The 24,368-nt window shown below is 70.2% G+C and carries 25 protein-coding genes and 1 pseudogene; 12 read left to right on the forward strand and 14 right to left on the reverse strand.

Going from position 1 to position 24,368, the window contains the following annotated elements; genetic code table 11:
- Positions 1–83: 83 nt before the first annotated feature.
- Positions 84–188, forward strand: a pseudogene (locus tag AB0M08_RS34130) (PIN-like domain-containing protein); the annotation flags it as partial.
- 9 nt (positions 189–197) lie between these two features.
- Positions 198–902, forward strand: a complete 705-nt coding sequence (locus AB0M08_RS34135; RefSeq protein WP_364502488.1) for a hypothetical protein — start codon at positions 198–200, stop codon at positions 900–902.
- Here the strand turns inward: AB0M08_RS34135 and AB0M08_RS34140 are convergent.
- From AB0M08_RS34140 to AB0M08_RS34155, 4 genes are read right to left on the reverse strand one after another with little or no spacing between them, the layout of a single operon-like run.
- Positions 889–2,634: a hypothetical protein gene (locus tag AB0M08_RS34140; RefSeq protein WP_364502491.1), complete on the reverse strand. Its 1,746-nt coding sequence runs from the start codon at positions 2,632–2,634 to the stop codon at positions 889–891. The two genes, AB0M08_RS34135 and AB0M08_RS34140, sit on opposite strands and share 14 nt — an antisense overlap.
- Positions 2,631–3,269, reverse strand: a complete 639-nt coding sequence (locus AB0M08_RS34145) for a hypothetical protein (RefSeq protein ID WP_157441118.1) — start codon at positions 3,267–3,269, stop codon at positions 2,631–2,633. The genes AB0M08_RS34140 and AB0M08_RS34145 overlap by 4 nt, the downstream gene beginning before the upstream one ends.
- 19 nt (positions 3,270–3,288) lie before the next feature.
- Positions 3,289–3,531, reverse strand: a complete 243-nt coding sequence (locus AB0M08_RS34150) for a hypothetical protein (protein ID WP_364502494.1) — start codon at positions 3,529–3,531, stop codon at positions 3,289–3,291.
- 38 nt (positions 3,532–3,569) lie between these two features.
- Positions 3,570–3,809: a hypothetical protein gene (locus tag AB0M08_RS34155; protein WP_364502496.1), complete on the reverse strand. Its 240-nt coding sequence runs from the start codon at positions 3,807–3,809 to the stop codon at positions 3,570–3,572.
- A 313-nt stretch (positions 3,810–4,122) separates the two neighbouring features.
- Here AB0M08_RS34155 and AB0M08_RS34160 point away from each other — a divergent pair, with 313 nt between their 5' ends.
- A complete protein-coding gene (locus tag AB0M08_RS34160) occupies positions 4,123–5,190 on the forward strand; it encodes an SEC-C metal-binding domain-containing protein (RefSeq protein WP_364502497.1) in 1,068 nt (355 codons plus the stop codon).
- Between the two features lie 448 nt (positions 5,191–5,638).
- Here the strand turns inward: AB0M08_RS34160 and AB0M08_RS34165 are convergent, their stop codons facing one another.
- Genes AB0M08_RS34165 through AB0M08_RS34175 form a run of 3 tightly spaced genes read right to left on the reverse strand, consistent with a single transcriptional unit; the run spans position 5,639 to position 7,312 of the window.
- Positions 5,639–6,394, reverse strand: a complete 756-nt coding sequence (locus AB0M08_RS34165) for an SDR family oxidoreductase (RefSeq protein ID WP_364502499.1) — start codon at positions 6,392–6,394, stop codon at positions 5,639–5,641.
- Positions 6,373–6,621 carry an AMP-binding protein gene (locus AB0M08_RS34170; protein ID WP_364502500.1) on the reverse strand — a complete coding sequence of 83 codons (249 nt, stop codon included), beginning with the start codon at positions 6,619–6,621 and terminating at the stop codon, positions 6,373–6,375. Before AB0M08_RS34170 ends, AB0M08_RS34165 begins: the two co-directional genes overlap by 22 nt.
- A gap of 10 nt (positions 6,622–6,631) precedes the next feature.
- Positions 6,632–7,312 carry a response regulator transcription factor gene (locus AB0M08_RS34175; RefSeq protein ID WP_364502501.1) on the reverse strand — a complete coding sequence of 227 codons (681 nt, stop codon included), beginning with the start codon at positions 7,310–7,312 and terminating at the stop codon, positions 6,632–6,634.
- A gap of 18 nt (positions 7,313–7,330) precedes the next feature.
- Here AB0M08_RS34175 and AB0M08_RS34180 point away from each other — a divergent pair, with 18 nt between their 5' ends.
- A complete protein-coding gene (locus AB0M08_RS34180) occupies positions 7,331–8,485 on the forward strand; it encodes a histidine kinase (protein WP_364502503.1) in 1,155 nt (384 codons plus the stop codon).
- 66 nt (positions 8,486–8,551) lie between these two features.
- Positions 8,552–9,643, forward strand: a complete 1,092-nt coding sequence (locus AB0M08_RS34185; protein WP_364502506.1) for an EamA family transporter — start codon at positions 8,552–8,554, stop codon at positions 9,641–9,643.
- Here AB0M08_RS34185 and AB0M08_RS34190 read toward each other — a convergent pair.
- Positions 9,630–10,328 (reverse strand): NUDIX domain-containing protein, encoded by a 699-nt coding sequence (locus tag AB0M08_RS34190; RefSeq protein WP_364502508.1) that lies wholly within the window; start codon positions 10,326–10,328, stop codon positions 9,630–9,632. The genes AB0M08_RS34185 and AB0M08_RS34190 overlap by 14 nt on opposite strands.
- A gap of 123 nt (positions 10,329–10,451) precedes the next feature.
- Here AB0M08_RS34190 and AB0M08_RS34195 point away from each other — a divergent pair, with 123 nt between their 5' ends.
- Positions 10,452–11,366 carry a 5'-methylthioadenosine/S-adenosylhomocysteine nucleosidase gene (locus AB0M08_RS34195; protein WP_364502510.1) on the forward strand — a complete coding sequence of 305 codons (915 nt, stop codon included), beginning with the start codon at positions 10,452–10,454 and terminating at the stop codon, positions 11,364–11,366.
- Positions 11,367–11,407: 41 nt separating this feature from the next.
- Positions 11,408–13,312 (forward strand): hypothetical protein, encoded by a 1,905-nt coding sequence (locus tag AB0M08_RS34200; protein WP_364502513.1) that lies wholly within the window; start codon positions 11,408–11,410, stop codon positions 13,310–13,312.
- Here the strand turns inward: AB0M08_RS34200 and AB0M08_RS34205 are convergent.
- Positions 13,309–14,496: a cytochrome P450 gene (locus tag AB0M08_RS34205; protein WP_364502516.1), complete on the reverse strand. Its 1,188-nt coding sequence runs from the start codon at positions 14,494–14,496 to the stop codon at positions 13,309–13,311. The two genes, AB0M08_RS34200 and AB0M08_RS34205, sit on opposite strands and share 4 nt — an antisense overlap.
- A 238-nt stretch (positions 14,497–14,734) precedes the next feature.
- Positions 14,735–15,289, reverse strand: a complete 555-nt coding sequence (locus tag AB0M08_RS34210) for a helix-turn-helix transcriptional regulator (protein ID WP_364502519.1) — start codon at positions 15,287–15,289, stop codon at positions 14,735–14,737.
- Positions 15,290–15,654: 365 nt separating this feature from the next.
- On the opposite strand from AB0M08_RS34210, the gene AB0M08_RS34215 reads away from it, so the two are divergent.
- Together AB0M08_RS34215 and AB0M08_RS34220 are read left to right on the forward strand one after the other, a co-directional pair.
- Complete coding sequence (locus tag AB0M08_RS34215; RefSeq protein ID WP_364502522.1) at positions 15,655–16,077, forward strand: hypothetical protein; 423 nt, start codon at positions 15,655–15,657, stop codon at positions 16,075–16,077.
- Positions 16,078–16,369: 292 nt separating this feature from the next.
- Entirely contained in the window at positions 16,370–17,344 is a 975-nt protein-coding gene (locus tag AB0M08_RS34220) for a hypothetical protein (RefSeq protein ID WP_364502524.1), read from the forward strand.
- 67 nt (positions 17,345–17,411) lie between these two features.
- Here the strand turns inward: AB0M08_RS34220 and AB0M08_RS34225 are convergent, their stop codons facing one another.
- Positions 17,412–18,605, reverse strand: coding sequence for an MFS transporter (locus AB0M08_RS34225; RefSeq protein ID WP_364502527.1), 1,194 nt, complete (start codon positions 18,603–18,605; stop codon positions 17,412–17,414).
- An 82-nt stretch (positions 18,606–18,687) separates the two neighbouring features.
- Between AB0M08_RS34225 and AB0M08_RS34230 the strand changes: the two genes are divergently transcribed.
- Positions 18,688–19,575 (forward strand): LysR family transcriptional regulator, encoded by an 888-nt coding sequence (locus AB0M08_RS34230; protein ID WP_364502530.1) that lies wholly within the window; start codon positions 18,688–18,690, stop codon positions 19,573–19,575.
- A 2-nt stretch (positions 19,576–19,577) separates the two neighbouring features.
- On the opposite strand, the gene prfH is transcribed toward AB0M08_RS34230, so the two are convergent.
- The 3 genes from prfH to AB0M08_RS34245 all read right to left on the reverse strand — a co-directional run bounded on the left by prfH (position 19,578) and on the right by AB0M08_RS34245 (position 21,987).
- Positions 19,578–20,192 carry a peptide chain release factor H gene (prfH, locus tag AB0M08_RS34235; protein WP_364502532.1) on the reverse strand — a complete coding sequence of 205 codons (615 nt, stop codon included), beginning with the start codon at positions 20,190–20,192 and terminating at the stop codon, positions 19,578–19,580.
- Positions 20,189–21,313, reverse strand: a complete 1,125-nt coding sequence (locus AB0M08_RS34240) for an RNA ligase RtcB family protein (RefSeq protein ID WP_364502535.1) — start codon at positions 21,311–21,313, stop codon at positions 20,189–20,191. The genes prfH and AB0M08_RS34240 overlap by 4 nt, the downstream gene beginning before the upstream one ends.
- A 140-nt stretch (positions 21,314–21,453) precedes the next feature.
- Positions 21,454–21,987 carry a hypothetical protein gene (locus tag AB0M08_RS34245; RefSeq protein WP_364502538.1) on the reverse strand — a complete coding sequence of 178 codons (534 nt, stop codon included), beginning with the start codon at positions 21,985–21,987 and terminating at the stop codon, positions 21,454–21,456.
- Between the two features lie 104 nt (positions 21,988–22,091).
- Between AB0M08_RS34245 and AB0M08_RS34250 the strand changes: the two genes are divergently transcribed.
- Positions 22,092–23,147 carry a glycosyltransferase family 87 protein gene (locus tag AB0M08_RS34250; protein WP_364502541.1) on the forward strand — a complete coding sequence of 352 codons (1,056 nt, stop codon included), beginning with the start codon at positions 22,092–22,094 and terminating at the stop codon, positions 23,145–23,147.
- The gene (locus AB0M08_RS34255; protein ID WP_364502543.1) at positions 23,144–24,139 is read left to right on the forward strand and encodes a phosphatidylinositol-specific phospholipase C; all 996 of its coding nucleotides are present in this window, start codon (positions 23,144–23,146) and stop codon (positions 24,137–24,139) included. Before AB0M08_RS34250 ends, AB0M08_RS34255 begins: the two co-directional genes overlap by 4 nt.
- Positions 24,140–24,368: the final 229 nt, after the last annotated feature.

Genomic DNA, 24,368 nt, shown 5'->3' on the forward strand with positions numbered 1-24,368 from the left:
GTGGACATGGCGTAGACACCCACATCCTTGCAGGTCAGGCGCACCTTTCCTTTATCGCCCTCGATGCACGCCATTCAGTCTGAATAGCCAGGGTCCATACAGCGGACCTAGGTAAAGACCTCGTCATCGTCACCAACGACCAGAAGGAAGACTGGTGGTGGAGGAAAGGCAGCTCTTTCCTCGGTCCCCGGCTCGAGATGGTGGAGGAGTTCCGAAAGCAGAGTGAAGGCCGCCGGCTCTACCTCTTGCGGGCGCCTGACCTGCTCAAACGCTCAAAGAAGGCGCTGAGTGTCCTGGTCAGCCCGGACTCTGCACAGGATGCGGAGCGGGTGGCCTTCAAGGGGGAGAACCTGTGGTCGTCGGACGGGGTCACCGAACTACTCTCCCGGCTTCGTCACGAAGGGCTTCCACAGGCCGCGGTCATCGAGGAGGCGGCCTGGCTGGGCGGCATCATCGATCGCGCGGCGGTGTACGAGATATGCGGTTACGACAGCAGCCGGATGCTGAGGGGTTTCACCAGGCCGACGAGCCGGATAACACTCGAGTTGCAGGATGAGGGTTCGGTGCCGGCTGGCGTCAAACCCATCCTGGAGGCGCTCTATCCGGATGACGTTCGCACCAGTGGATTCCGCATCCCGGACGAAGTCGTTGATATCCTGCAGGATGAGCAGGATCTTCAGCCATTGATCAGATACCTTGAGTCCAGGAACGAACCTGTGATTCAACTGGTTTTTTCTGAGATCGAGACAATCCTCGGCGCGGAATTGCGACCGGTGGCCCGGCGCTCCAACGGCTACTGGCAATCCCGTACCAACGCCATGGGTCGAGCCCTTACCGGCTGCGGGTATCAGACCAGAGGCGTGAATGTCGCGGAGGAGACCTTGAACCTCACACGTCTGTGAAGATCTGCCTCAAGAGTTTGGTCTTGCCCGCGGGCTGATGTGATCGCAGCCATTCCTCGAGGCCATCCGGCCTACGATTCATGAGCTGACGGAGGGCCTCGAAAGTCCGCACGTCTGCGTCGTCGAGGTCCACTTCGATCCCGCCGGCGTCTCGTAATGCTCGCCGTGCGGAGCCGACAGGCGATCCGGTCGGCCATGGCTTTGCTTTGATGAGATACAGTCGGCTGTCAGCCGAGCCGTCGAAGCCCTCCATGGCCGCCTTGATGCGAACCGTCGTGGGCTGCGGGCTTACCGACGTGACTACGCGAAAGTGCCACGCCGACGTGTTGGACTTTGACGTGAGTAGCGCGTGCACTGCGGCTGGGCGTTCCGGTTTGACCTCGAGCCGGACGAAGCGGTCGGCTCTGGTGGGGTGCTCGCGGATCCAAGCATCGAGGGCGGCGCCCAGCAACAGCGGCATAACTCTGTCCTCGGACCGCGTTCCGAGGATTGTCTCCACGTCGGCTGCGGCAGCGAGCTTTTCGAACTCGGTCTGAAGCGCGCTCGGTGACTGCCCACTGCGCCGCTCCTCGGCGAAGTCGAACAGCTCGGAGGGAATCCCGCTGTTCAGGCATCCCTTGACGTGGTGCCGGATTCGGTCGATGAGCCGCCGCGCGGTGTAGTCAGTCGATGTTCGGAATGCGCTCGGGTGCACCGGCCAGGTTCCGTAGTCGGGACGGAAGCCGACGCGTCTGTAGTCGATGGCGAACCGCCGGGCGACCAGACGCTCGGCGATCTCGGGATCCGGGATGTTCCGGAGCTGCTGCGTTCGCCAGAACCTGTCGGCGAACGAGTTGACCATAGTGCCGACCAGAGCTTCCCAGGAGTCGGGCAGGCACGAGACGATGATCAGCGTTCGGCGTGATCGGCTGTGCAGGTCCATCAGCCCGTGCCCGAGATCTATGACCTGCTCTCGGACGTTCGCGGCTTGAGGCGATGAGGACATCGTCTTGACCAGCGCATCGATCTGATCGACGGCGACGACCACCGGTCCGGACAGGGCGAGTAGCCGGGTGATCTCGGAGATCAAAACGCTGGGAGACTTGACCGGTATCTGGAATCCCCAGCGCCGGCGAGCCGATTCATTGATCTCGCCACCCTGGAGATAGACACTTCCGACCTTGCGGTCGTTCGGCGCCGGGGACGCGAGAAGGATCAGTGCGCGCAGGGTGTCCTGGTACTCGCTGCCGAGCCGGGTGTCATGCTCCGGAAGTGCGGACACGATTGCTTCGACCGCGACTCGCGGCAGGCTCCGTGACCCGTTGCCGACGCCGGTGAGAGGTGCGACCTCGAGTCGCTTCGCGAGATCGTCCACAAAGCGGGAGGCTTGCGCCCGCTGTCCGGACCGGGTTTCTTCCAGATCCAACCGGAGTGAGCGGAGTAGCTGAGTGTGGAAGGGGACCCCTCGTTCGATGGCGTAAAGAAGGAAGAAGTAGCCGCCACGGCGTTGCGTCTGGATCTGCGTCCACTTCAACATCTGGGTCTTGCCGACGCCGAGTTCTCCCTCGACGACGATGCCGGTCGAGCTGTGCTGTCCGTCCGCCCGTAACGCGTCCAGATTCTCCTGGACGGCGGTCTCAACGCCGGGATGCAGTCCGTCCACGTGACAACTGAGGTCGTTGTTCCAGACGTCATCCTCGGTGACGACATGATCAAATCTCAGCGCCTTGAGCGCGGCGAGTTCCGTCGTCATGAGCGCTGCATGGAGATCCGATGCTTCTCCTCGTTGCCTATGTGAAGAGCCGCTGCACGATCGTCGGCAGTGATCGAGGCGTTGTCGGCGATCGGTACCAGATTGATCTTGTGATCCCGATACATCTGCCGGAGAGCCTCATCGACGGCGCCGCGGTCGAGGCCTCGTGGGAGTAGCGGACGAAGTTCGGTCAACCGTACGAAGGATTCGCTTCGCCCATCGGCGGCTTGACTATAGGCAGTCCCGATGTGAGTTTCGAGGTCGTACTGGATCGATCCTCCATGCAGGATGGTGCGGACCGCCTTGGCCAGCACGTAGTCGGTGCTGTTCAGGTGTTCACTCAGGTCGGCGATCAGTGCGAAGAGGACACGCTCTGCTGGACCTGCGCCAGGATCGAGAGCCGCCACACAGTGATCTGCTCCGGCCGGCGAGAGAGTGTGAACGTACGCGTTGCCGACCATCTCACTCTCGATGAGACCGGCGTTCCTCAAGCCGAGGCGGTCCCGGCCGGTCAGGCCGAGCCCCACGCGCTGGCGGAGCTCCCGGTTGGTCTGTTCGCCAGGACCGGTCAGGAGAGCGAAGAGAACGGCGCGCTGTGTGCCGTTGAGTTCTACTCGGCTTCCGGAATCAGTCACGCCAGCTCCTGATCTCAGGTCAAACACTCAGAGCGCTGACAACGCTACTGCGAGTAAAGAGATCAAGATAGATGTCTTGAAGACTGTCGGTTTTCTGCACTCGCAGTTGCAGCGCCTCCGAGGGCTGACCTTTATGTCGCTTTGCCTGAACGTGGGGTCGGCCGGTGATCACCAAAGCGCGGATGGTGTCCGGTTCGGGAATTTTGAGTTTCCCCCGGTTCGATGGAGCTCCACGGAACCCGGGGAAGATCAGAAGCTCCATGAATACGGGGGTGGTTCAGAGCTCTGCGCCGCGTCCGCTCATGCCAGGTTTCCTGCCGGGCGGTCGAGCGTGGGACCGTCGCCGTCGAACGGGCCCTGGAGTTCGCGGGCGAGTTGCGGGTCGGACCACGCTTCGGCGGTCGAGCGCCAGGACGCGAGATTGCGGGCGAAGGGGATGAGCATCCGGCCGAGGACGTCTCGTTCACGCCTTCGTATCACGTTCTGCTCGATTTGCTTCTCGCCGTCTCTGGCGGCCGCTCCGACCAGGGTCGAGATCATCCAGTCGCGGTCGTGCTCGCGCTGGTCGCGGCGGCCACGGTCGCCGGGCTGGACACGAACGCCCGTACGGTGATCTTCGCTGAGGTTCGCCGCTCCCGTCCGGGGCCGGCGATTCCATGATCGTGGTTGCTCGCAGGGTTCGGAAGTTAGCGGTGCTTGTCCCGGATTGTCCGCAGTAGTCTCGGCTCTGGTTGATCGGCCTGTCGGGGCGGCTCCAGAGCCATCGACTGGAGTCGTTGCTCACGAAGTTCAGCGGGTACTCGTCACGGCCCGGGGCACGCATGCCCGGCGCCTGCGACGGCATGATGGTCTGATGTCGGTGAACCACCTGTCCGAGGTTGAACGTGTCGAGCTGCGGCTTGCGTCGGTGATGGCCGCGCGTCCGCGTGACGACGGCGCCTGCCTTGCCGCGTTGCAGGATGCGGTCGCGCTCACCCGCACTGACGCGGACGCCGCCAAGGTGTTCTACCTCCCGGAACTGCTCGACGAGATGGCGCAGGCCTACACCGACATCGGACGGTTCGACGAGGCGTTGCAGGCGATCCGCGAGGCTGTGGACGCCGGGCTGAGCGGGCAGCCTGACAGCCGATGCCGGATCGCGGAGATCCTGATGCGGGCTGGACGTGTCGGCGAGGCCGAACCGATTTGGGCCCAGGTCAGGGCCGACACTCCCGGTGACGTGTGGCTGTTCAACAACGCAGGCCTGGAGTACGCCGCTGTCGATGACCATGCCACCGCCCTGGCCTGGCTGACCGATGGAATGCGCATCGCTCTGGACAGCGGTGACCCCGAGCGGCTCATTCCCCAGCTCATCGGCCTGCGCCGGACGAGCATGACTCAGCTGGGCATGGAAGCCGACGACCTGCAGGCCCGCGCGGCGGACTTCCACGCCGAGCGGGAAGGCGAGTCCCGTCTACGGATCCAGCGCACTATGGCACCGGCAGCGGCACCGGCACCGGTCGCCGGACATCGCGTCGCGGCCGGCCCGATGCTTGTGGCGTTGGCATGGTTCCCCGCCGACGAGTACGACGAAGCGCTCGCCCGATGGCCGGAACTGACCGAACCCGGCGGAGCGGCCGCCGGCGGGCGATCGCACGCTGAGTACTGCCGGATCATGCAGGTCAAACTCGCCGAAGCCGCCGACACCGGGGCGGCCCGCGTCAGCATCGCCCCCATCTGGATCGACGCCCTGCTGGCCTGGTGCGCCGAACGCGGCGGGAACCCCGGAGAGGCCCGGGCCGCCTACGCCGCAGACCTGGCCAGAACCCGTCCCGAGCAACTGATCGATTGGCCGCCGGGACGTAACGAGCCGTGCTGGTGCGGTTCGGCCCGCAAATACAAGAAGTGCTGCGGCGCACCCCGGACCGGTGACCATGGCTGAACCCGCCGGCAATCGCGTCGTGGAGCCCACCACGTGCGCCAGCTGCGCGCCCTCCGCCCCGACCCGTACGTACTGGCCGCTGACCAGGCGGTCCGTGCGGCGCCGGAGGCGCTGCACGCATGTTGGGCAGGGTCGGCTCCACGATGCGGTTCACGATCTCGAGTCCCTGCTCGGACTCCGGCTTGATGCCGTCGGCGATCGCCTCGCTGGCGAACTCCATCACCACCGGGCGCAGGTCGTACCCCAGCTGGTAGAGGTCATCACCGGCGCCGCCGAGCGGCATCTGCCGCAGGCGCCGCTCGAACACCGGGTCGGTGACCAGGTCGGCCAGCTCGACCCAGGCGTCCACCTGCTCGACGGTCGGGTTGTCGGGAAGCATGCCGGGATCTCGCGCATCCACTCCTGCACGCCCTCCCCGGTCGGCAGCTCGAGCTGCAACGGATCGTGCTCAGCTGAGTTCGGCGATCACTCGGGCCGGGAGCAGCCGGACTGTTGCTGCGATGGGCTTCCAGGGCCAGGACGGGACGATGGCCGTGGACGGCTCGCGTTCGATGGCCGCGGCCAGCAGGTGCGTGCCGCGGTCGGCCTCGATGATGAAGGGGATCTCGCCGCGGCTGGTGTCGGTCATCTCCATGCGGATGTAGCCGGGATACAGCGTGGTCACCGTGATCGGTGTGCCTACCGTGTCCGCCGTCAGGCTCTGGCCGAGCGACGCGACCGCGGCCTTCGACGCGGCATACGTGGCCAGGGACCCCGGCAGGCCGCGCTTGGCGCTCATCGAGGACATCAGGACCAGGTGGCCCGCGTTCTGGTCGCGCAGGATGGTCATCGCGGCGGAGCACTGCAGGTACGAGCCGATCACGTTGGTCTGCAGCAGGGCGAGGTTGCCCTCCTCGTGGGTGACCTGACCGATCGGGCCGCCGCCGGAGACACCGGCGTTGACGATGACGCGGTCGAGGGTGCCGAGGGTGGAGCGGAAAGCGCCGAAGACCTCGCGAACCTGATCCGGATCGGTCACGTCGAGTCGGCGTACCTCAATCTTGATCTTCGGATGGGTCGTGAGGAGGTCATCGCGCAGGGCGGTCAGGCGGTCGAGGCGGCGGGCGCACAGCGCCAGGTTGCGACCGCGGGCGGCGAACTCCCGGGCCAGGCCCAGGCCGAGACCGGAGCTGGCCCCGGTGATCAGGATGTTGCGGCGGAGCATGGCGGTGGTCCCTTCGACGAGGTCTCTCCCGCGCAGACGTGACGGAGGTGGGGAGGTTCAATCGGCACCCGGTCGCCGGGGCCGGCGCCGTTCGAGCGGAGGGCGGCGGCGGACCGCGCGACCCGGTCCCGGCATTCCCGCCACGTTCGGGTACGCCCGGTGAAGACGGCCGCCGGAGGATCCGGGGTCTGCCGTGCCGCCATGTGGAGAGCCTGGGTGAGCCTCATCGGGACAGTCTCAAAGTCCTCTGTCGACGAAATGTCGATCGCCCGGGGTCACCAGGCCGCTCTCGTAGGCGACCACCACCGCCTGTGCCCTGCTCCGCAAGCCGAGCTTGGCCAGCACCCGCTTCACGTGCGTCTGGACCGTGGACTCGCTCACCACCAGGTTCCCGGCGATCTGCGCGTTGTCCCACCCCGTGCCGACGAGGCCGAGCACCTCCGTCTCGCGCGGCGTCAAACCGTCGAGCGAGCGGCCCGGGCGGGGAGAACGCTGCTTCTCGCCGTACGCCGCAATGAGCCGTTCGGTGATCTGGGGTGAGATCAGCATGTCGCCGGCCGCGACCGTCGCGATGGCCGCCAGGATCCTCGGCGGTGGCGTGTCCTTGAGGACGAAGCCCGCGGCGCCCTCCGCGAGCGCCCGGTACACGTACTCGTCCGTGTCGAACGTGGTCAGCACCAGGACACGCGTGGACGGCGAGGACGCGAGGATCTGCCGGGTGGCCGCGATGCCGTCCAGGACCGGCATGCGGATGTCCATCAGGACGACGTCCGGCCGGGTCGCCGCGGCGGACGCCACCGCCTCCGCACCATCGCGGGCCTCACCGGCGAGGTCCAGGCCCGGTGCGGCCCGGATCAATGCCGTCAGACCGGTACGGATCAGGTCGTGATCATCCGCCACCAGAACACGGACCGTCATCGGGGAGACTCCCCCATCATGATCCACAGTGTAGCCTCACCGATCGAGATGAGTGAGCGGGAGCGTTGGCCGGCGATCGTCGAGAGCACCCTCGCCGTCCTGCTCACCGGGCTCGCCGTCGCCACCCTGATCGGCCAGCACGCCGGTCCCGGCCAGGTGGTCCTCGGTGTGCTGACCATCGCGCCGCTGGCGTTCGTGCTCCGCTCCCCCGTCGCCGCGACCCTGCTCATGATGTCGGCGGTCCTCGGGTACGCGCTGCTGGGCTTCGGCGCGGTCACCATCGGCGGGAACGGCATCATCTTCGGCTTCTTCGCCGTCGTGGTGATCCGCGAGGCGTGGTGGGGTGCCGTGCTGTTCCCGTTCGCGATGGCCGACGTCGCGGTGGTCTACCTGACCGCGCACGGGTCGCTCACCTGGCCGGAGGCGCTCCGGGCGGCGCTGACCCTGGCGGCCGCGTGGGCGCTCGGCCTCGCCCTGCGGCGGTGGATCGCCCGGACCCGGCGGATCGCGGTCGCCGCGGCCGAGGCGGCGACCGCGGAACGACTCCGGATCGCCCGCGAGATGCACGACTTCATCGCGCACCACCTCTCGGTCGTCACCCTCCAGTCCGGCCTGGCCACCATGGTGCTGGAGAGCGATCCGGCGACCGCCCGCCAGGCCATGGACGCGGTCGCGGCGGCCGGCCACGAGGCCCTCGCGGAGATGCGCCAGCTGCTGGGCGTGCTCCGGGAGGACGGGCACCGGGGCCTCGGCGACGTTCCGGGACTGCTGGACCGCCTGCGCGGTCTCGGCCTGGAGATCGACCTCACCACCACCGGCACCGCGTGGCCGATGACGTCCGCCCAGGAGCTCTGCGCCTACCGTGTCCTCCAGGAGTCCCTGACCAACGTCCTCAAGCACGCGGGCCGGCCGTCCGCCTCGGTCCTCATCGCCTACCGCGCGCACGAGGCACGGATCTCGATCACCAACGACATTCACGAGCGTTCTCCGGTACGCACGGACGCGGCGTCGTTCGGCCTCCTGGGCATGCGCGAACGTGCCGCGGCGTGCGGCGGGACCGTGGACGCCGGGCCGACCGGGGACGGCGGGTTCCGGGTCGACCTGGCGCTCGCGAACCCGGTGTACCCCAGCCGGGGTACACCGGGATACCCATCACGGGAGACGACGCGGTGAGTCGCCACGAATACTGTCCGATCCGCTCAAGAAACGGATATCCAGCGGACAGGAACAAAACAGACGTTGAACAGCTCGGTATCCCGGGGCGCCGGGCTCGTACTGGCCGCCGCGCTGTTGTGGGGGACGATCGGCCCCGGGCAGGTGCTGGCCGGGGATCTGCTGGGCCCGGCGGCGCTGGCCGGCTGGCGGCACGTCGTCGGCGGGCTCGCGCTCTGTGCCGTGGCGCTGGCCGGCCCCGCCGGTCTCCGCGCGCTGGGTGACCGCCGCGTCCGGAAGTGGGTGCTGCTCGCCGGCACGGCCGGGGCCGCGTACCAGGTCAGCTTCCTCGCCGCGGTGTCGCTGAGCGGCGCGGCCATGGGCACCGTGGTCGGGGTGGCGACCGTGCCGCTCTTCTGCGGTCTGGTCACCCGGTTCGCCGACGGTCAGCGGCTGGGCCCCGCCTGGCTGATCGGTTCCGGTCTCGCCGTCGGCGGTTCGTGCCTGCTCCTGCTCCCCGGAGCCGGCTCCGGCGTCGACGCCCTCGGCCTCGCCGCCGGTGTCACCGCCGGCGCGCTCTTCGCCCTGTACACGGCCGCCGCGAAGCGACTCGGCACCACCGGCGTCCCGGTCTACGCGGGCACCGGTGCCAGCATGCTGGTCGGCGGCGTGCTGCTCACCCCGGCGATGGCCGCCCAGGCGGACGGCCTCGCGGAACCGCGGGTGCTCGCCGTGATCGCCTGGCTCGGCCTGGTCACCACCGCCGCCGCGTACGCCCTGTACGCCATGGGCCTGCGTACGGTCCGCACCAGCGTGGCCGGCACCCTGAGCCTCGGCGAGCCGCTGGCCGCGGCGCTGCTGAGCACCACCCTGCTCGGCGAGCGCCTCACCCCGGCCGAGTGGGCGGCCTGCCTGACGATCCTGGCCGGCCTGCTGATCACCAGCCGTTCGCCGTCCCCGGACGCACCGTCCCTGGCCCTCGCGATCGGCATGGTCCCGATGCCGGTCCGCGTCCCGCTGCGCCCGGACCTGGTGGGCCGCCCCCACCCGGCGGGCCGCGGCGTGGCCCGCCCCAGCGCTCCGGAGGCCCCGACCGCCGCCTACCACCGCGTCGACCTCCAGGTATCGAGGCAGTGGCACCCCACCGGGCGCGATCCCTCGGAGGTCAGGCGACCGTAGCGGCACCCCGCAGGATCGGCGGGTTCAGGACCGTCCGGTCACCCCGCCGGTAGAGTGCCGCGGGCCGGCCCACCAGCGGATTGCGCTTCTCGTCGGTGGCCTCGACGAAGCCGACGGTGCTGAGCACCTTGCGGCTGAAGTTGCGCGGGTCGAGGCTCTGCCCCCAGACCACCTCGTAGACGGTACGCAGGTCGCCGATCGTGAAGACGGGAGCGCAGAACGCCGTCGCCAGGGTGGTGAACTCCAGGCGGCTGCGGGCGCGCTCGACGGCGTCGTCGAGGATCCTGTCGTGGTCGAAGGCGAGGCCACCCCGGATCGCGGCGACCGGCAGCCACGCGGCGGCCACGGCGTCCGAGCCGGCCGTCGGCGCGGGCAGGTCGGGCACGATCGCGAGGTAGGCGACGCTGATGATGCGGCCCCTCGGGTCCCGGTCCGGAGCACCGTAGACCGACAGCTGTTCCAGGTGCATGGCGCCGCCGTCGAGGGCGGTCTCCTCGCGGAGCTCGCGGACGGCGGCGGCGTGCAGGTCCTCACCGTCCCGAAGGAATCCGCCCGGTAGTGCCGGCCGCCCGCGGAACGGCTCGTTGCCCCTCGTGACGGTCAGCACCTGCAGGGCGCCCTCCCGGACGGTGAGGATCGCGAGGTCGAGCGCAAGCCGCACCACAGCATGGTCGCGCGAGGTCATGCCCGCAGCCTAGCGATTAATGTCCGATTGACACAAACTCTGCCGACTGGTCGGAATGCCCACGGAGACGCGGAGCGCCCCGGGAGAGTTCATGTACATCTGACATTAAGTTAGCGTGACCGCATGAACGAGCATCGATGGAAGGCCTCGCCCGTCGTGTTCCTCACGGCGCTGGACCTGGAGTACTCGGCCGTCGTTGAACAGCTCACCGACATCCGCCGGACGCCCTCGGTGGCCGGCACCCGATTCGAGATCGGCACCCTGCCCGGCGGCGCCGGTGATGCCGTCGTCGCCCTCACCAGCATGGGAAACCACAGCTCGGCGGTGATCGCCGAGCGGGCCATCCGGGAGTTCGCACCGGCCGCGGTCCTCTTCGTCGGCGTCGCGGGACGCGTGAAGAGGAGCATCGAGCTGGGCGATCTCGTCGTCGCCACGCATGTCTACGCGTACCACGGCGCCGCCGCCCGTAACGACGGCATCCGGTCACGGCCCCGCGTCTGGGACATCGACCACGGCATCGAACAGGCGGCCCATCAGATCAAACGGCAGTACGACCGGGAACGTGGCGCCAACCCTCCAGCGAACAGACCACTGGTGCACTTCGGCCCGCTCGCATCCGGCGAGATCCTGCACGACAGGGCGGAGTCGGTCGCCCTTCAGTGGATCCGCCAGCACTACGAGGACGCGCTCGCCATCGAGATGGAGGCGGCCGGCGTGGCCAAGGCCGGACAGCTCAACGCCGCCCCACTGGCGGTGATCCGTGCTGTCAGCGACCGTGCCGACGGCACCAAGTCCACCACCGACGGCGACGACTGGCAGCCCCGGGCGGTCCGCAACGCCGCGGTCTTCGCCGTCGACCTCGCCGTCGAGCTGGCCGCCGACGCCCGGCCCCGGACCCCCACGGAGGTGTCTCCCGCGGCGACACCGCCGGAGACACCGGTGACCCGCGTCGAGACGTACGGCGGGAGCCACGGCGCGGTCGCCGGGGTCGTCAACGGCGGGGTGCACAACACCTCTACCCGGCAGGGCTGGTCATGACCGGGCCCGGCGTACACACCGTGGGCGGTAGTCACGGCGCGGTGGCGGAAACGATCCACGGCGGCGTCCAGAACAACTACTACCAGGTGCCTCCCGACGCCACGCCGCGGGAGAAGTTCGAGGCCGCCCTCAAATTCCTCGCCTCCGAGCAGGTGACCACCGCCCGGAAACTACTGGACGAGGTCCTGGTCCACGGTCACGATCCGGGCCGGACCGGCTTCTACTGGCTGCTCGCGTTCTTCAGCGGGCGTACCTACTGGGAGCTCTCCCCCGCGGAGCGGAACCAGGTGACGGCGACGCTCAAGCGCGTCGTCGACCTTCCCGACGACGAGTGGTCGCCGGGTATCCGGGTCGTCCAGAGGCTCTTCGCCGCCGCTCAGACACGCGAGGACGACCCCTCGGCGGCACCCGGTCTGATGGCCGATCTCGACCGGCTGCGGCCCGGCGTCCGGGAGCTGATCACCCGCCATCTGGACCGCATGCTGCAGGGCTCACTCAAGGACGGGCTGTGGCAACGGGAGGTCGAGAAGGCCGGGCGGGATCAGATGGCCGACAACCGGAGGTGGCGCGTCTGGAAGTTCTTCGAGGCCGATCCGAAGCCCCCGCGGATGCTGGAGGTCCGGGCGGCCACGGCCTCGATCGAGGAGCGGATCCTGGCCTCGACCGCCGCGGTGATCCTGGTCGGCGCGTGCGGAACCCTCGGCTGGCTCGTTCAGCGACGAGGCGACACGGCGGCGATCGTCGTCCTGCTGTGCGCTGTCGTGCTCGGGAGCCTCGGGGTCCACCACGGTGCGAAGTGGCGCTCGCTCGCCGAGCGGCAGCGGGACCACGATCAGCAGCGGCGGAGTATCCGGTTCGGCCGCGCTGCCCCACGGCGCGGTGGCTTCGCGGATCAGGTGAACCGGCTCTACACCCGGTACTCCCAGCGGTGCGCGCCGGAGGACGGCCCGGAGCGCGCGGCCTGGTTCGCCGACTCCTTCATCCCGATGTGCCGGCTCCGGGATGACCTGGTCGAGGCCTACCGGGAGAAGCCGGTCGGCACGGACCGCGTCAAGTGGCTCATCCGGTTCCAGGTCAAGGACATGCGGCGGCGCTGGGCGGACGGCGAACCGCTCGACCCGCGGCCCACCGTCCCGATGCGGCTCCGGGCCGGCACCGCCGCCTGCGCCGCGGCGACACTGATCTGCGCTCTGTGGGTGTTCCAGTCCGCGCTGCGGCAGGACGTCCTCCGTGCCGTCGGCGCCCTCCTCCTCGTCCTGCTCGCCGGCACCGTGCTGGTCGCCGTGGGCTTGCGCATCCTCGCCGACCGGGAACGCGCCGACGCCGAGCGGCGCGTCCGGGATCAGCGGATGGACTCGTACCGGACGGAATATCAGCGCTGGCGGGATCGTCTCTCCGACCGGCCCACCGACATGGAGATGGCACGGTGGCTCGAGTGCGATCGCCGGATCCTGCTGGACCGCGCGCTGCGGGGCTACAAGCTGAAGTGGAGCGACGTCGAGGCGTACGCCTGCCTGGAAGCGCGCGGGCCGGGCGGTAGGCGGGCCCGGGTGAAGAACGGGCCCTGGCGCTACACCCGCTACCGGCCGCTGGTCTTCCTGCTGACCGCGGACGGGGTCCGGCAGCTCACCACCGAGCTGGACTTCGAGCGGGGCACGTTCCACCACCCGGAGCGGACCAACTATCGGTATCACGCGGTCGCCGCCGTCCGGGTGACCGTGCGCTACGACGACGCCCGGAATTTCCGGCTGTTCCTCGTCAACGGCACCGACATCGATGTCGACGTGAACGAGGGCGGCCAACCCGAATCGGACGAGGACCGGCGGATCCTGGAGGACGCGGTGCAGGACGTCACCGGGCTGCGGCACACGCTCTTCGTCCTCGAAGGGGTGGCGGCCGAGGGGCGGCGCTGGTGGTCGGGCCCCGCCTACCGGCGAGCGAGTTAGCCGGTGGTGATCGGGAGGGTGGAGTAGCCGCGCAGGACCAGGCGGTCGCGGCGCTCGGGTGGGCCGTCGAGGGCCAGTTTCGGGAGCATCGTCAGCAGCAGGGGGAGTGCCACCTGGGCCTCCAGCCGGGCCAGCGGGGCGCCCAGGCAGTAATGCGCTCCGCCGCCGAAGGAGACCGGCTGGATGGTGCCGCGGTCCGGGTCGAAGCGGTGCGGGTCAGGGTAGCGCTCCGGGTCCCGGTTCGCGGCGCCCAGCAGCATCGTCACGGACGCGCCGGGGGCCAGCACGACGCCGTCGCCCAGGTCGGCCGGTGTGGTGGTGAAACGCGAGGTCAGCTGCACCGGGGAGTCGTACCGGAGGATCTCCTCGACGAACGCGGGGGCGAGCTCCGGATCGGAGCGCAACCGGGCGGCCTGCCGGGGACGGCTCAGGAGGAGCTCCAGGCCGGTGCCGAGCAGGTTGGTGGTCGTCTCGAAGCCGGCGACCAGCAGCAGCACCAGGTTGGCCAGCATCTCGGCGCCGGTCAGCCCCGAACCGGCGCCGACCAGCGCGCTCGTCAGGTCCTCCTGCGGATCGCGGCGGCGCTCGGCGATCAATCCGATGAAGTAGTCCTCCAGCTCGCGGCCCGCCACGTCGGCCAGGTCCATCTCCTCCTGGCTGCTGATCGGCTCCAGCACCACCGTGAGGTCGGCGGCCCGCTGCCGGAACCATGGGCGGTCCGACTCCGGGACGCCGAGCAGCGCGCAGATCACGCCGATCGGCAGGGGGTACGCGAACGCGCTCATGAAGTCGGCGGATGCGGGGAGCGCGGTGATCAGCTCCTTGACCTGGGTGGTGATCACGTCCCGCATGCCCGCGACGCGGCGCGCCGTGAAGGTGGCGGCCGCGGCCCGGCGTACCCGGGTGTGGTCGGGTGGATTGGTGCCGAGCAGCGAGAGCACGATGGACGCGACGCCCCGGTTCGCGCGCCAGTCCGGCCAGAACCCGTCGTAGTCGTTCGCGTCGGCGACCCGCAGGGCCGGGTCCCGCAGCAGGCGGGTGACCAGGGCGTGCGTGGTGACGAACCAGCGGCCGTCGAGAGCCTGGAACGCGGGGGCGTGTGCCCGGATCGCGTCGTAGGCGGGGTACGGATCCCGCCGCCCCTCCGCCGAGAACAACGACGCCAGTGCGGTCTCGTGATCCACCCGTACCTCCCCGGTTCGGCGGTGCTCGTCACCGGGGTCCATTCTCGCCCGGGAGCACAACGGGCCCGGGATCGGAATCCCGGCGGCACGGTAGCGCCGGAGTGGGAGCGACCCCGGCGGTGGCACCACCGCTGGCGCGATCGGCGCGGGCGGAGGAACCGGCAAAGCGATGTGCGCACCCTCGTCCCGCCGCCTCCTCGACCGGACGAGGGGTCGCCGGTCAGGGGTAGAAGGGATATCAGCTGGTCAGCAACAGGATCAGATCGTCGGCGCTCAGCTCGGCGGTGCCGGCCGCCTCGGTGATCGCCGCGATCCGTTCCAGTGTCGCCCATGGATCGCTGGTCGGCTCGGCGGCGCCGCTTCGCGCGATCTCGCCGATCCGTCGCAGCAGGTGCTGGTGTCCGTCGGTGGCCGGTGACCCGGCGCCGACGTTTCGTTCGGCTATGCGCAGCAACGCCGTCAGTTCGGCGATGGTGGCGCGCAGCCTCTCCTGGTTGAGTCCGGCCACGACGACCGGTTGGACGTCGCGTTCCGGCGCCGCCTCCCCGCCGGCCGGCAGCACCCCCAATCGGAACGCGATCGCGACCGCATGTGCCTGATCACGCGCCCCGAGCTGTTGGTACAGCGACTTGAGCCGGGACTTGACGGTGTTCGTGGAGATGAACAGACGGGCCGCCATCTCCCGCATGGTCTCTCCGGCGGCGAGAGACTCGATCGTCTCTTGCAGATGTGGCGCCAACACTGGCCGGTTCGCAACGGCACCAGTGCGGCTTCGATGCGGATGCAGTGACATGTCAGGAATGTAGATCTATTCCTATTAGGACCATTGTCGCCTCACCGGCAAAACTGGTCGCCGCCCACCGAGTCGGCACGAACCCCGCCCACCCGGGAGGGCCCATCACCCCAGGTGCTCACTCTGCGTGAATTAGTTACGCTTCTTTTCTCGTACGCCCAATCGCGCCCCCCACCACTCAAGACGCGGCCACCTCCCCGTTCAAGATCGCCATCGCGTCCACCATTTGTGACCCATCATTCACACGCTCTGGCGATTGACTTACACCACCGTCGGATATTTGATCTCCCCGCACCGCCAATAACGCCATTCCACCCCTATCCGGTCCGCCGGATACGAATATGGAGGGTTTAGCATCGGACCCCATGACGGGCCTGGACGCCGCACAGTGGGGCCTTCTCGGCAGCGCGGTCGCCGAGGCGCTGAACCTCTCCGCCTCCATGCGCCCGGCCTCCGACACCGGCCGCTGGCGCCGCCCGTGGCGCAATACCACCGAACGCGGACTAGTGATCTTCGCCGTCCTCCTCCGCCTCTTTGTCGGCTGCGGCCTGGCGGCCCCGATGGGCGCTTCCGGCCAACTCCCCACCCCCTTCGCCGCCTTTCTGGCCGGCCTGGCCGCCCCATTGATCATCGCCCGCCTCTTCCAGTCCATCCCCCTCGACCCGGCCCCGCCACCCCCGCAGCCACCATCGCTCACCGTGACCGACCCGCCGACGGTCCTCCCCGCAGTCCTGCCCGCCCAGGTCGAACCGGCCACCGTGGAGGCCCGCTCCGATGCCACCACCTGACCCTCGGACACCCGGTGTCCCCTCGGCATCCGGCGGCCACCGGGTGTCCGGTCTCGTCAGGGCGCTCGCCGCCACCCCGGCGCCCTGCCCGGCGCGTCCGCGCCGGGCGCTGGTCGCCGCTCTCGCCGCCAGCCCGCCGGCACTCGGCCCACCCCGGCCGGCCGACGGGCCGCACCCCGCGCCCCGGACCACCGCCGGCCGACGGGACCGAAGACGGAACGACGCCCGCCGGCCACCACCGCCGCGTCGGCACCTCGCCCCGCGGTGGTGGCCGGCCGTACTGAGCGCCCTCATGATCGTCGTCATCGGCGGGCTCGTCGGCGGGCTGAGCCCGAACGCGCCCTCGGCGACGCTGATCGCGACCGTGGCGACCGGCCCCACCAGGGCGATCGCACTGCCGCCGTACGGCACCCGGAATCTCCTGGCCGCCGTCGGCACCGACGGTGACCTACGCCTGTGGCGGTCACCGGAGGACCCGGTCACACTCGACACCGGTTCCACCCGCATGTCGAGCGCCGCCTTCGACGCGACCGGATCCCTCCTCGTCGCCGGTGCCGCCGACGGCACGGTCCGGCTGTGGAGCGTCGACGACCCCGGCGCCCCTCTCCGCGGGACCGTCCTCGCCGGCCGGGGTTCCGCGATCAACACGGTCGCCGTCGTCGACGGGGGCACGCGGATCACCGCGGGCAGCGCCGACGGCACCGTCTACGCGTGGGACACGCGGAAGCCCGCGACGCAACGGGGTGAGGTCCTGGAGAAGTATCCCGGTCAGGTGACGGCGATCGCGGCGATCACCGATTCCGGACTGCTGTTCACCGGGAACGACCGCGGCCAGGTCTGGGCCGGGCTCCAGAGCGGGAGCGACGCCGAGGTCTGGAGTGGTTCGGCGGCGGGTGCCGGGGTGACCGCACTCGCCGCCGGACCGGGCGCCCGGAGCCGGGCCGCCACCCTCGCGGTCGGCGATGCCACCGGGGGCGTTCAGCTGCGGAGTGGCCGGACGCTGTTCCAGGAGCCGCAGACCCTGGTCCGCGGCACCGGGCGCGGAGCCGTCACGGCGCTCGCCTTCGGTCCGGGCGGCACGCCGCTCTACATCGGCACCGCGACCGGCTCGGTCCAGGTTGTTCGGGTGCCCGCACACGGCCCGGCCGAACGACTCGGTCCCGTCCGCACCGGCACGGCGATCGCGGTGCGGGCGTTCAGTCCGGACGGGACGCGTGTCGCCGTGGAATCGGTAGCCGGGACGGTGAGGGTGTTCGCGCTGGGGTAGGCCGGCGGGGGTGGCCTTTTGAGTGGGGTGGGGGAGGCAGGAGCGTACGGGAGAAGGAAGTTGATCTTTATTGGGGTCGGCGGCGGCTGATGAGGGCGACCGTGGTGAGGAGGAGTAGGAGGAAAGCGACGAAATAGGTCATCGCGGTTAGCGTGGAGAAGGTCTGGGTGGCCAGGCCGAGGGCGATCACCGGGGCCGTGAGGCCGAGGTAGGCGATCAGGAAGAGACCGGCGAGGGCCTCGCCGCGGCGGGCGGGCGTGGACTGGGCGCTAACCGTGCCGACGGCGGCCTTGAAGAGGGTGCCGGCGCCGATGCCGGCCAGCATGCCGCCGATGAGGAAGATCGGGAGGCTGGTCAGGTGCATGCCGGCGAGCAGCGTGAGGACGCCGAGGGCCTGGGTGGTGAGGCCGAGGCGGAGCTTGGCGGGGGCGCTGAGGCGGCCGGTCAGGATCTGGGCCAGAGCGGCGGAGCCGAAGACGGCGAAGACGACCAGGCCGGCCAGGGCCCGCGACGAGTGGTGCAGGGTGACCGAGACGAAGGTCGGGGCGACCGAGGTGAAGAGGCCGAAGACCGCGAAGGCGGCGAAACCTGCGACGTAGCCGGCGAGGCCCGAACCGGCGCTGATCCGCTGCGGGCGCCAGGCGGGACGGTCGGCGCCACGGTCCGGGACGGTCTCCGGGGTGAGCAGGACCGCGACCAGGCCGGCCAGCAGCAGGACGACGAAGACCAGGTACGGGGTACGGAGCGGGACCGGGGCGTACGCGGCGAGCAGGCCGGCCAGCAGGGAACCCGCGCCGAGGCCGCCGGTGTTGACCGCGGTGGAGACCGTCTCGAAGCGCTGCTGGGACGCGCCGGGACGGTGCGCGACGTGCAGGTCGTGCAGGTACGCGGTCGCCGTCGCGGTGATCAGGCCGACGCCGAGGCCGGAGAGGAAGCGGGCGGCGAGCAGGACCGGGAGCGAGGTGCCGGCCAGGAAGAGGGCGGCCGACGCGAGTTCCAGGCCGAGCGCCGGGACCAGGATGCGCTTGCGGCCGGCCCAGTCGGAGACGTGGCCGCCGAGCAGCAGGCTGATCACCACGCCGACGGCATACGCGGCGAAGACCACGGTGACGGTGAACGTGGAGAAGCCGTCGCGGGCCATGTAGAGCGGGTAGAGCGGGGCGGGGACGGTGGAGAACGCCATCGCCGTCAGGAACGTCAGGGCGATCAGCCAGAAGCCGGTGCCGTGCTTCGTGTCTTTCTCAACCGCCAGGAGTGTCATGAGCACACTGTCACGCCGGGCGATCATCAACGCCAACGAAAGAAACAGCTCATTCGAATCAGTATGAGTGATACTTCGATGTGTGGAGCTGCGCCAGCTGGAGTACTTCGTCGCCGTCGCCGAGGAGCAGAGCTTCTCCCGGGCCGCGACCCGCCTGCACGTGGTCCAGTCGGCGGTCTCCGCCGCGATCAAGACCCTCGAACGCGAGCTCGGCGCCCGCCTGCTGGACCGCAACGCCAAGCGGGTGCTGCTCACCGACGCCGGGGAGGCGCTGCTCCCCCGGGCCCGGATCGCGCTCGACGCCGCGCGGGACGCCCGGGACGCGGTCGGCGAGGTCTCCGGCGGGCTCCGTGGCACCCTGCGGATCGGGGTGCTCACCTCGATCCGGCTGATCGACCTGCCCGCGCTGCTCGGCGAGTTCCACCGGCGCCATCCGGGGGTGCTGCTGCGGACCAGCGCGGCGCCGTCCGGCACCCGGGGGCTGATCACCGCGCTCACCGAGCACCGGCTCGACCTGGCGTTCGTCGCGGTGAGCGGGCCGGTGGCGGCGGGCGTACGGCTGATCGAGCTGGCCAGCGCCCCGCTGCACCTGGTCATGCCGCCGGGACACCCGCTCGCCGGCCGCGCCGTGGTGCCGATCGCCGAGCTCGACGGGCTGGACTTCATCGACTCGCCGGAGGGCTACGGCAACCGGTCGGTGGCGGACCGGGCGTTCACCGCGGCCCGGGTCCGGCGGCGGGTGACCATCGAGATCAGCGACATCGGCACCGGGGTGGACCACGTACGCCACGGCCTGGGCATCGCGCTGCTCCCCCGGTTCGTGGTGGCCGGCGCCGAGGGCGTGGTGACCGCCGAGGTCAGCGGGGCGGACCTGCGCTGGCCGCTCTCCCTGGCGGTCCCCTCCGACCGGTCACCCGGCGCGGCCACCCGGGCGATGATCGACCTGGTCCGCGCCCGGGTGCCGGGGTGACCTCAGGCGGGGCGCTCGACGCGGGCCGGGGCGCCGCGGACCAGGTCGTCGTGGATGCGCCAGCGGGTGGTCACCGCGGCGGTCGCGGTGGTCTCGTCGGCGCGCTCCAGGCGCTTGCGGAGCAGGTCGAGGGCGAGGCGGCGGTTCAGGCTGAACCGGCGCTCGGTGTCGACCACCACCACCTCGCCGGACGGGCGGTGGGTGGCGCGGACCGCGGTGCTCGCCTTGTTGCGGTGCTGGCCGCCGGGGCCGCCCGTACGGCACGGGACCATCTCGACGTCGGACTCGTCGAACACGGTCCGCGCGGTGCCGACCTCGCAGGGCTGAGCGATCACGTACCAGTTCTTGCGACCGTGACCGATCCGGTACGGGCTGGGCGCCTGCCAGCAGAGCGTCCCGGTCCAGCTCGCGGCGAACTCCGCGGCGCCCGGACCGGCGAGCAGCACCAGCACCGACCGGAACGTGCCGGCGCGCTCGCCGGGCACCGTCTCGACCCGCCGGACCGCCACCGTACGGCGCTTCGCGTCCGATTCCAGCCGCCGGATCAGGTGGCCGAGCGCCCACTCGCACTCGGCCGGACCACGCCCGGCCGAGAGCAGCAGGTGGACGCCGGTCATCGGCGGGCCCGCTTGGCGTCCCGGCGCGGGCCCAGGTCCGCGGTCTTGTAGGTGACCAGCGGAATCGTCGTGAGGATCGGGGTGGCCAGGCCGAACGCGGTCAGGTCGCCGATCACCTGCTCGATCCGCTTGTACGCGGTCGGCGCCTCCTCGAAGAGCAGCTGGCGGTCGCCGCAGACCACGAGCGAGCCGACCGGCGTACGCCGCAGCTCCTCGACGGTGTGCTTGGCCCGCCCCCGGCGCAGCGCGTCGGCCCGGGACATCTTGCGGCCCGCGCCGTGCGCCACCGAGTACCCGGCCTCCGCACCGGCGTGCCCGGCGACCAGGTAGGACGGGGTGCCCCGGGTGCCGGCGATCAGCACGTCCCGGCCGTCGCCCGGCGCGGCGCCCTTGCGGTGCAGGTAGACGCCGCCGTCGAGGACCTCGGCCGAGTTGTGGCACTCGTCGACGATCGGCGGCTCCGGCTCGGCGCCGAGGGCCTCGGCGACCCGGGCCGCCATCAGCCGCCGGTTCAGCGAACCCCAGCGCACCGCCGCGTCGTGGGCGGCCAGGTAGGCGGCCGGGTCCGCGGCGGGACCCGCGCCGTGCACCTCGGTGTGCTCGCGCAGGATGCGCTCACCGAGGCCGCGGGAGCCGCTGTGGACGATCAGCACCAGGTCGCCGGCGGCCAGGCCGAGGCGGCTCGCGTGCTCCGGCTCGACGACCGTGCCGACCTTGGCCAGTTCGACGAAGTGGTTGCCCCGGCCGACCGTGCCGAGCTGGTCGGCGTAGCCCGCCGGGATCTCCTCCTCGATCGAGGCGGGATCGAGCGGAACGTCCAGGTCCGGGAAGCGGGCGGCGAGTTTCTCGGGTACGGCCCTCCTGAGCCGGATCGGGAACACCGCGATTCCGCAGCCGATGTCCGAGCCCACCAGAAGCGGGTAGAGCACGGTCGAGCTCATCGCGGCCCCGATCGGCGCGCCCTTGCCGGGGTGCAGGTCGGGCATCCCGGCGACGTGGATCATCCCGGTCAGGGCGGCGACCTGGTCGCACTGATCCCGGGCCGCCGATTCGATCCAGCTGCCCGGCGCGGCGAAGACGGTGACGGTCGCGGGCGGAGTGGTGGTGCTGTGCTGAGACAAGGGGTGGACGCTCACTTCAGGGGAGAAGGCATGACGGACCGCGGCGTCGCAGTGATCGCCGCGGGAGGGAAAGCTCGGGGTGGTCCGTCAGTACGTCATGCGCCCAGCCTGCCGGAGACCGGCGACGACGGGCAACCGTATTAATCGAGGTACGCGCTCGCCCAGGCGCCGAAGCTGCGCCCGTAGGCCGCCTGGGCCGCCGCGACCACGGCGTCCGGGTCCTCGGCCGGCGCCCGGCCGAATCGCTCGCCGAGCCAGGTCACGAAGTCGGCGTGGGCGTCGCTGGGCTCGTGGCCGTCGCCCCGGTAGTAGTACGCCTCGTCCCAGTCGACGCTGATCTCGGCGTCATACGCGATCAGCTGGAACAGCTCGCGCAGGTCACGGGCGACGACGTGCTGGCCGCCCTCGTCGCCGAAGACCACCACCGGCAGCCGGGCCAGGTCGTCGCGGTCGTCGACGCGCCAGAACGCGTAGAACGAGCCGCCGCCGGTGGCGCGGGCGAACGGGATCAGCCGGGCGAGGAAGGCCGGATCCTTGGACCAGCCGGCCACCAGCCCCGAGGTGTCGCCGAACTCGTCGAGGCCGAAGCCGTCCGCATACTCCCCGTAGCCAACCTCGTCCTGCAGGTCCTTGAGCAGGTTGAGCTCCGGAACCGGCGAATAGTCGGTGCTCACGGCGGGGGCCTCCTCGCATGTGGATCCCGCCGAGCTTATCCGCCGGGTGGCCGAGTCGGCCATCTCCACCACCCAACGTCACCGGCGCGGGCACGATGGGGGGCGTGCGAACCGCCTGGCGACCGCTGGCCCTGACCGTCGCCCTGCTGCTGGCCGGGCTGCAGATCTGGCAGGCGATCTCCCCGGACGGCGCCGGGCAGGACTTCATTCCGCTGCGCCACGCGGCCCGGGCACTGCTGGACGGGGAGTCGATCTATCAGGACCCGCTCTTCGTCTACCCGCCGACGGCCGCCGTGGTGCTGCTGCCGACCGTGCTCGGCGGCGAGAGCACCGCGTTCACCTGCTGGATCGCGTTCCAGGTGGCCTGCATGCTGTACGCCGCGGTGCTGGTCGCGCGGGAGGCCCGGGAACGGGATCGGGTGCCGGTGGCCGCGGCGGCGATCGCGGCGATGCTGGGTGGACTCGCCGCGACCCGGTACCTGGAGATCGGCAACCTGACGCCCTGCCTGGCGCCGGTGGTGGCCGGGGTGCTGATCGCGTTCCGCCGGGGGGAATGGACCGTGGGGTGCGCGCTGCTCGCCGCGTCGTTGCTGGTCAAGCCGTTGCTGGCGCCATTGATCCTGCTGCCGCTGGTCAACCGTGCGTGGCGCCCGCTGCTCACGAGCATGGTGCCCGCCGCCGTGGTCCTCCTCGCCGGCATGGTGGCCATTCCGGGCGGGTCGAGATTTCCGGAGATAGTCCGTTATTGGGTTACCGGGACCAACCTGCACGGGGACAACGCGGTCAACAACCTGACGCTGCATGGATGGGCGGAGGCGCACGGGCTGCGGCAGTCGCTGGCGACGACCCTGGCGGTACTGATCGCAGCCGCCGTTCTGTTCCGATTCCTCGTGATGAAGAATCCGGGTGCGGCGCTGCTGCTCGGCACGTTCCTCTGCGGGAGCCTCGCCGAGGCCAGCTACCTGCCGGTCGCGGTGACGGCCGTACTCCTGACGCCGTCGCGGTGGCTGATCCCCGGCCTGGCGCTGCTCGCCGCGCCCTCGATCGGCGTCGTCACGCCGCAGACCCAGCTGGTCGCCGCCGAGTCGCTCCTGCTGACCGCGTTCTTCATCGAGCAGTCTTCCTGGAATTCGATTCGATCTATATCTTTCCGTGCATGAAACGAGCCGCCGCCGTCCTCGGGGCCAGCGTCCTGGCCCTCGCCTTGATCACCCTCCCCCAGCCGGCGTTCGCCGCCGACACGTCCTACCGGACCCTCAGCACGGCCAGCAACCCCGCGTGGATGGGCGGCCTGGCCGACGCCACCAGCCTCGCCGCGCTCTCCATCCCCGGCACCCACGAGACCCTCGCGATCCACGGCGGCGACTACGTCCAGGACCAGGAGGACTACGGGGACAGCGCGGCCACCCTGACCGCGCAGCTGAACGCGGGCATCCGCATGATCGACATCCGGGCCCGGGTGAACGAGGGGAACACGTTCACCATCCACCACGGATCGACGTACCAGATCGCGAACTTCGACGACGTGCTCACCAAGCTGCAGTCGTTCCTCAGCGCGCACCCGACCGAGACCGTGCTGATGCGCCTCAAGCAGGAGTGCACCGGCGAGACCGGCTCGTGCACCGACGCCACCGGCCAGAACAGCTTCCCGGACATCTTCGACGCGTACGCCGCCGCCTACCCGGGCCTCTTCTGGTCCTCGTCGATCAACCGGTCCACCGCGGCCTCGGTGCCGGCGCTGGGCACGGTCCGCGGCAAGGTGGTGCTCGCGGTGATGAACGGCGCGTACGGCGGGCGCTACTCGAACTACGGCCTGGCCCAGTTCTCCGGCTGGAACGACGGCTCGTCCACCTACGTGCAGGACGAGTACACGGTCACCTCGGCGTTCAACATCCCCGCCAAGCGCACCGCGGTCAGCGACTTCCTGGTCACCACGAACACCGGCGACACCAGCAAGATCTACGTCAACTTCGGCAGCGGCTCCGGCGTCCTCTGCCCGCCCTACTGGACGGCCGGCGGCGCGCTCGGCTACCAGGGCGTCAACCCGTACCTGCTGAACTACCTGACCAACAACACCCTGGACCGCACCGGCGCCGTCCTGCTCGACTTCCCCGGCGGCGGTCTGATCAACAAGATCATCAGCCTCAACTGACGCCTCCTGGCGGGTGCCCACGGGTGCCCCAGAGGGGCCGAGACACCCGTGACCCCGCTGGTCGATTCCGGCGGGATCGGCGCCGGTGGGGTCGCGGGGTGGGCGTTCTCGGTCATGGCCCGGGTTGGGGGTTATCCACAGCCGGGGTTTGTCCACAGGGTTCCGGGCCAAGATCACCGTTTTGTGCCACTGTTCCGTTAGGGATGGGGGTTTCCCCCGGTCGGGGTGG

Origin of the sequence: Actinoplanes sp. NPDC051851 (genome assembly GCF_040681165.1) — a bacterium.
In the GTDB taxonomy this organism is placed as follows: Bacteria; Actinomycetota; Actinomycetes; order Mycobacteriales; family Micromonosporaceae; genus Actinoplanes.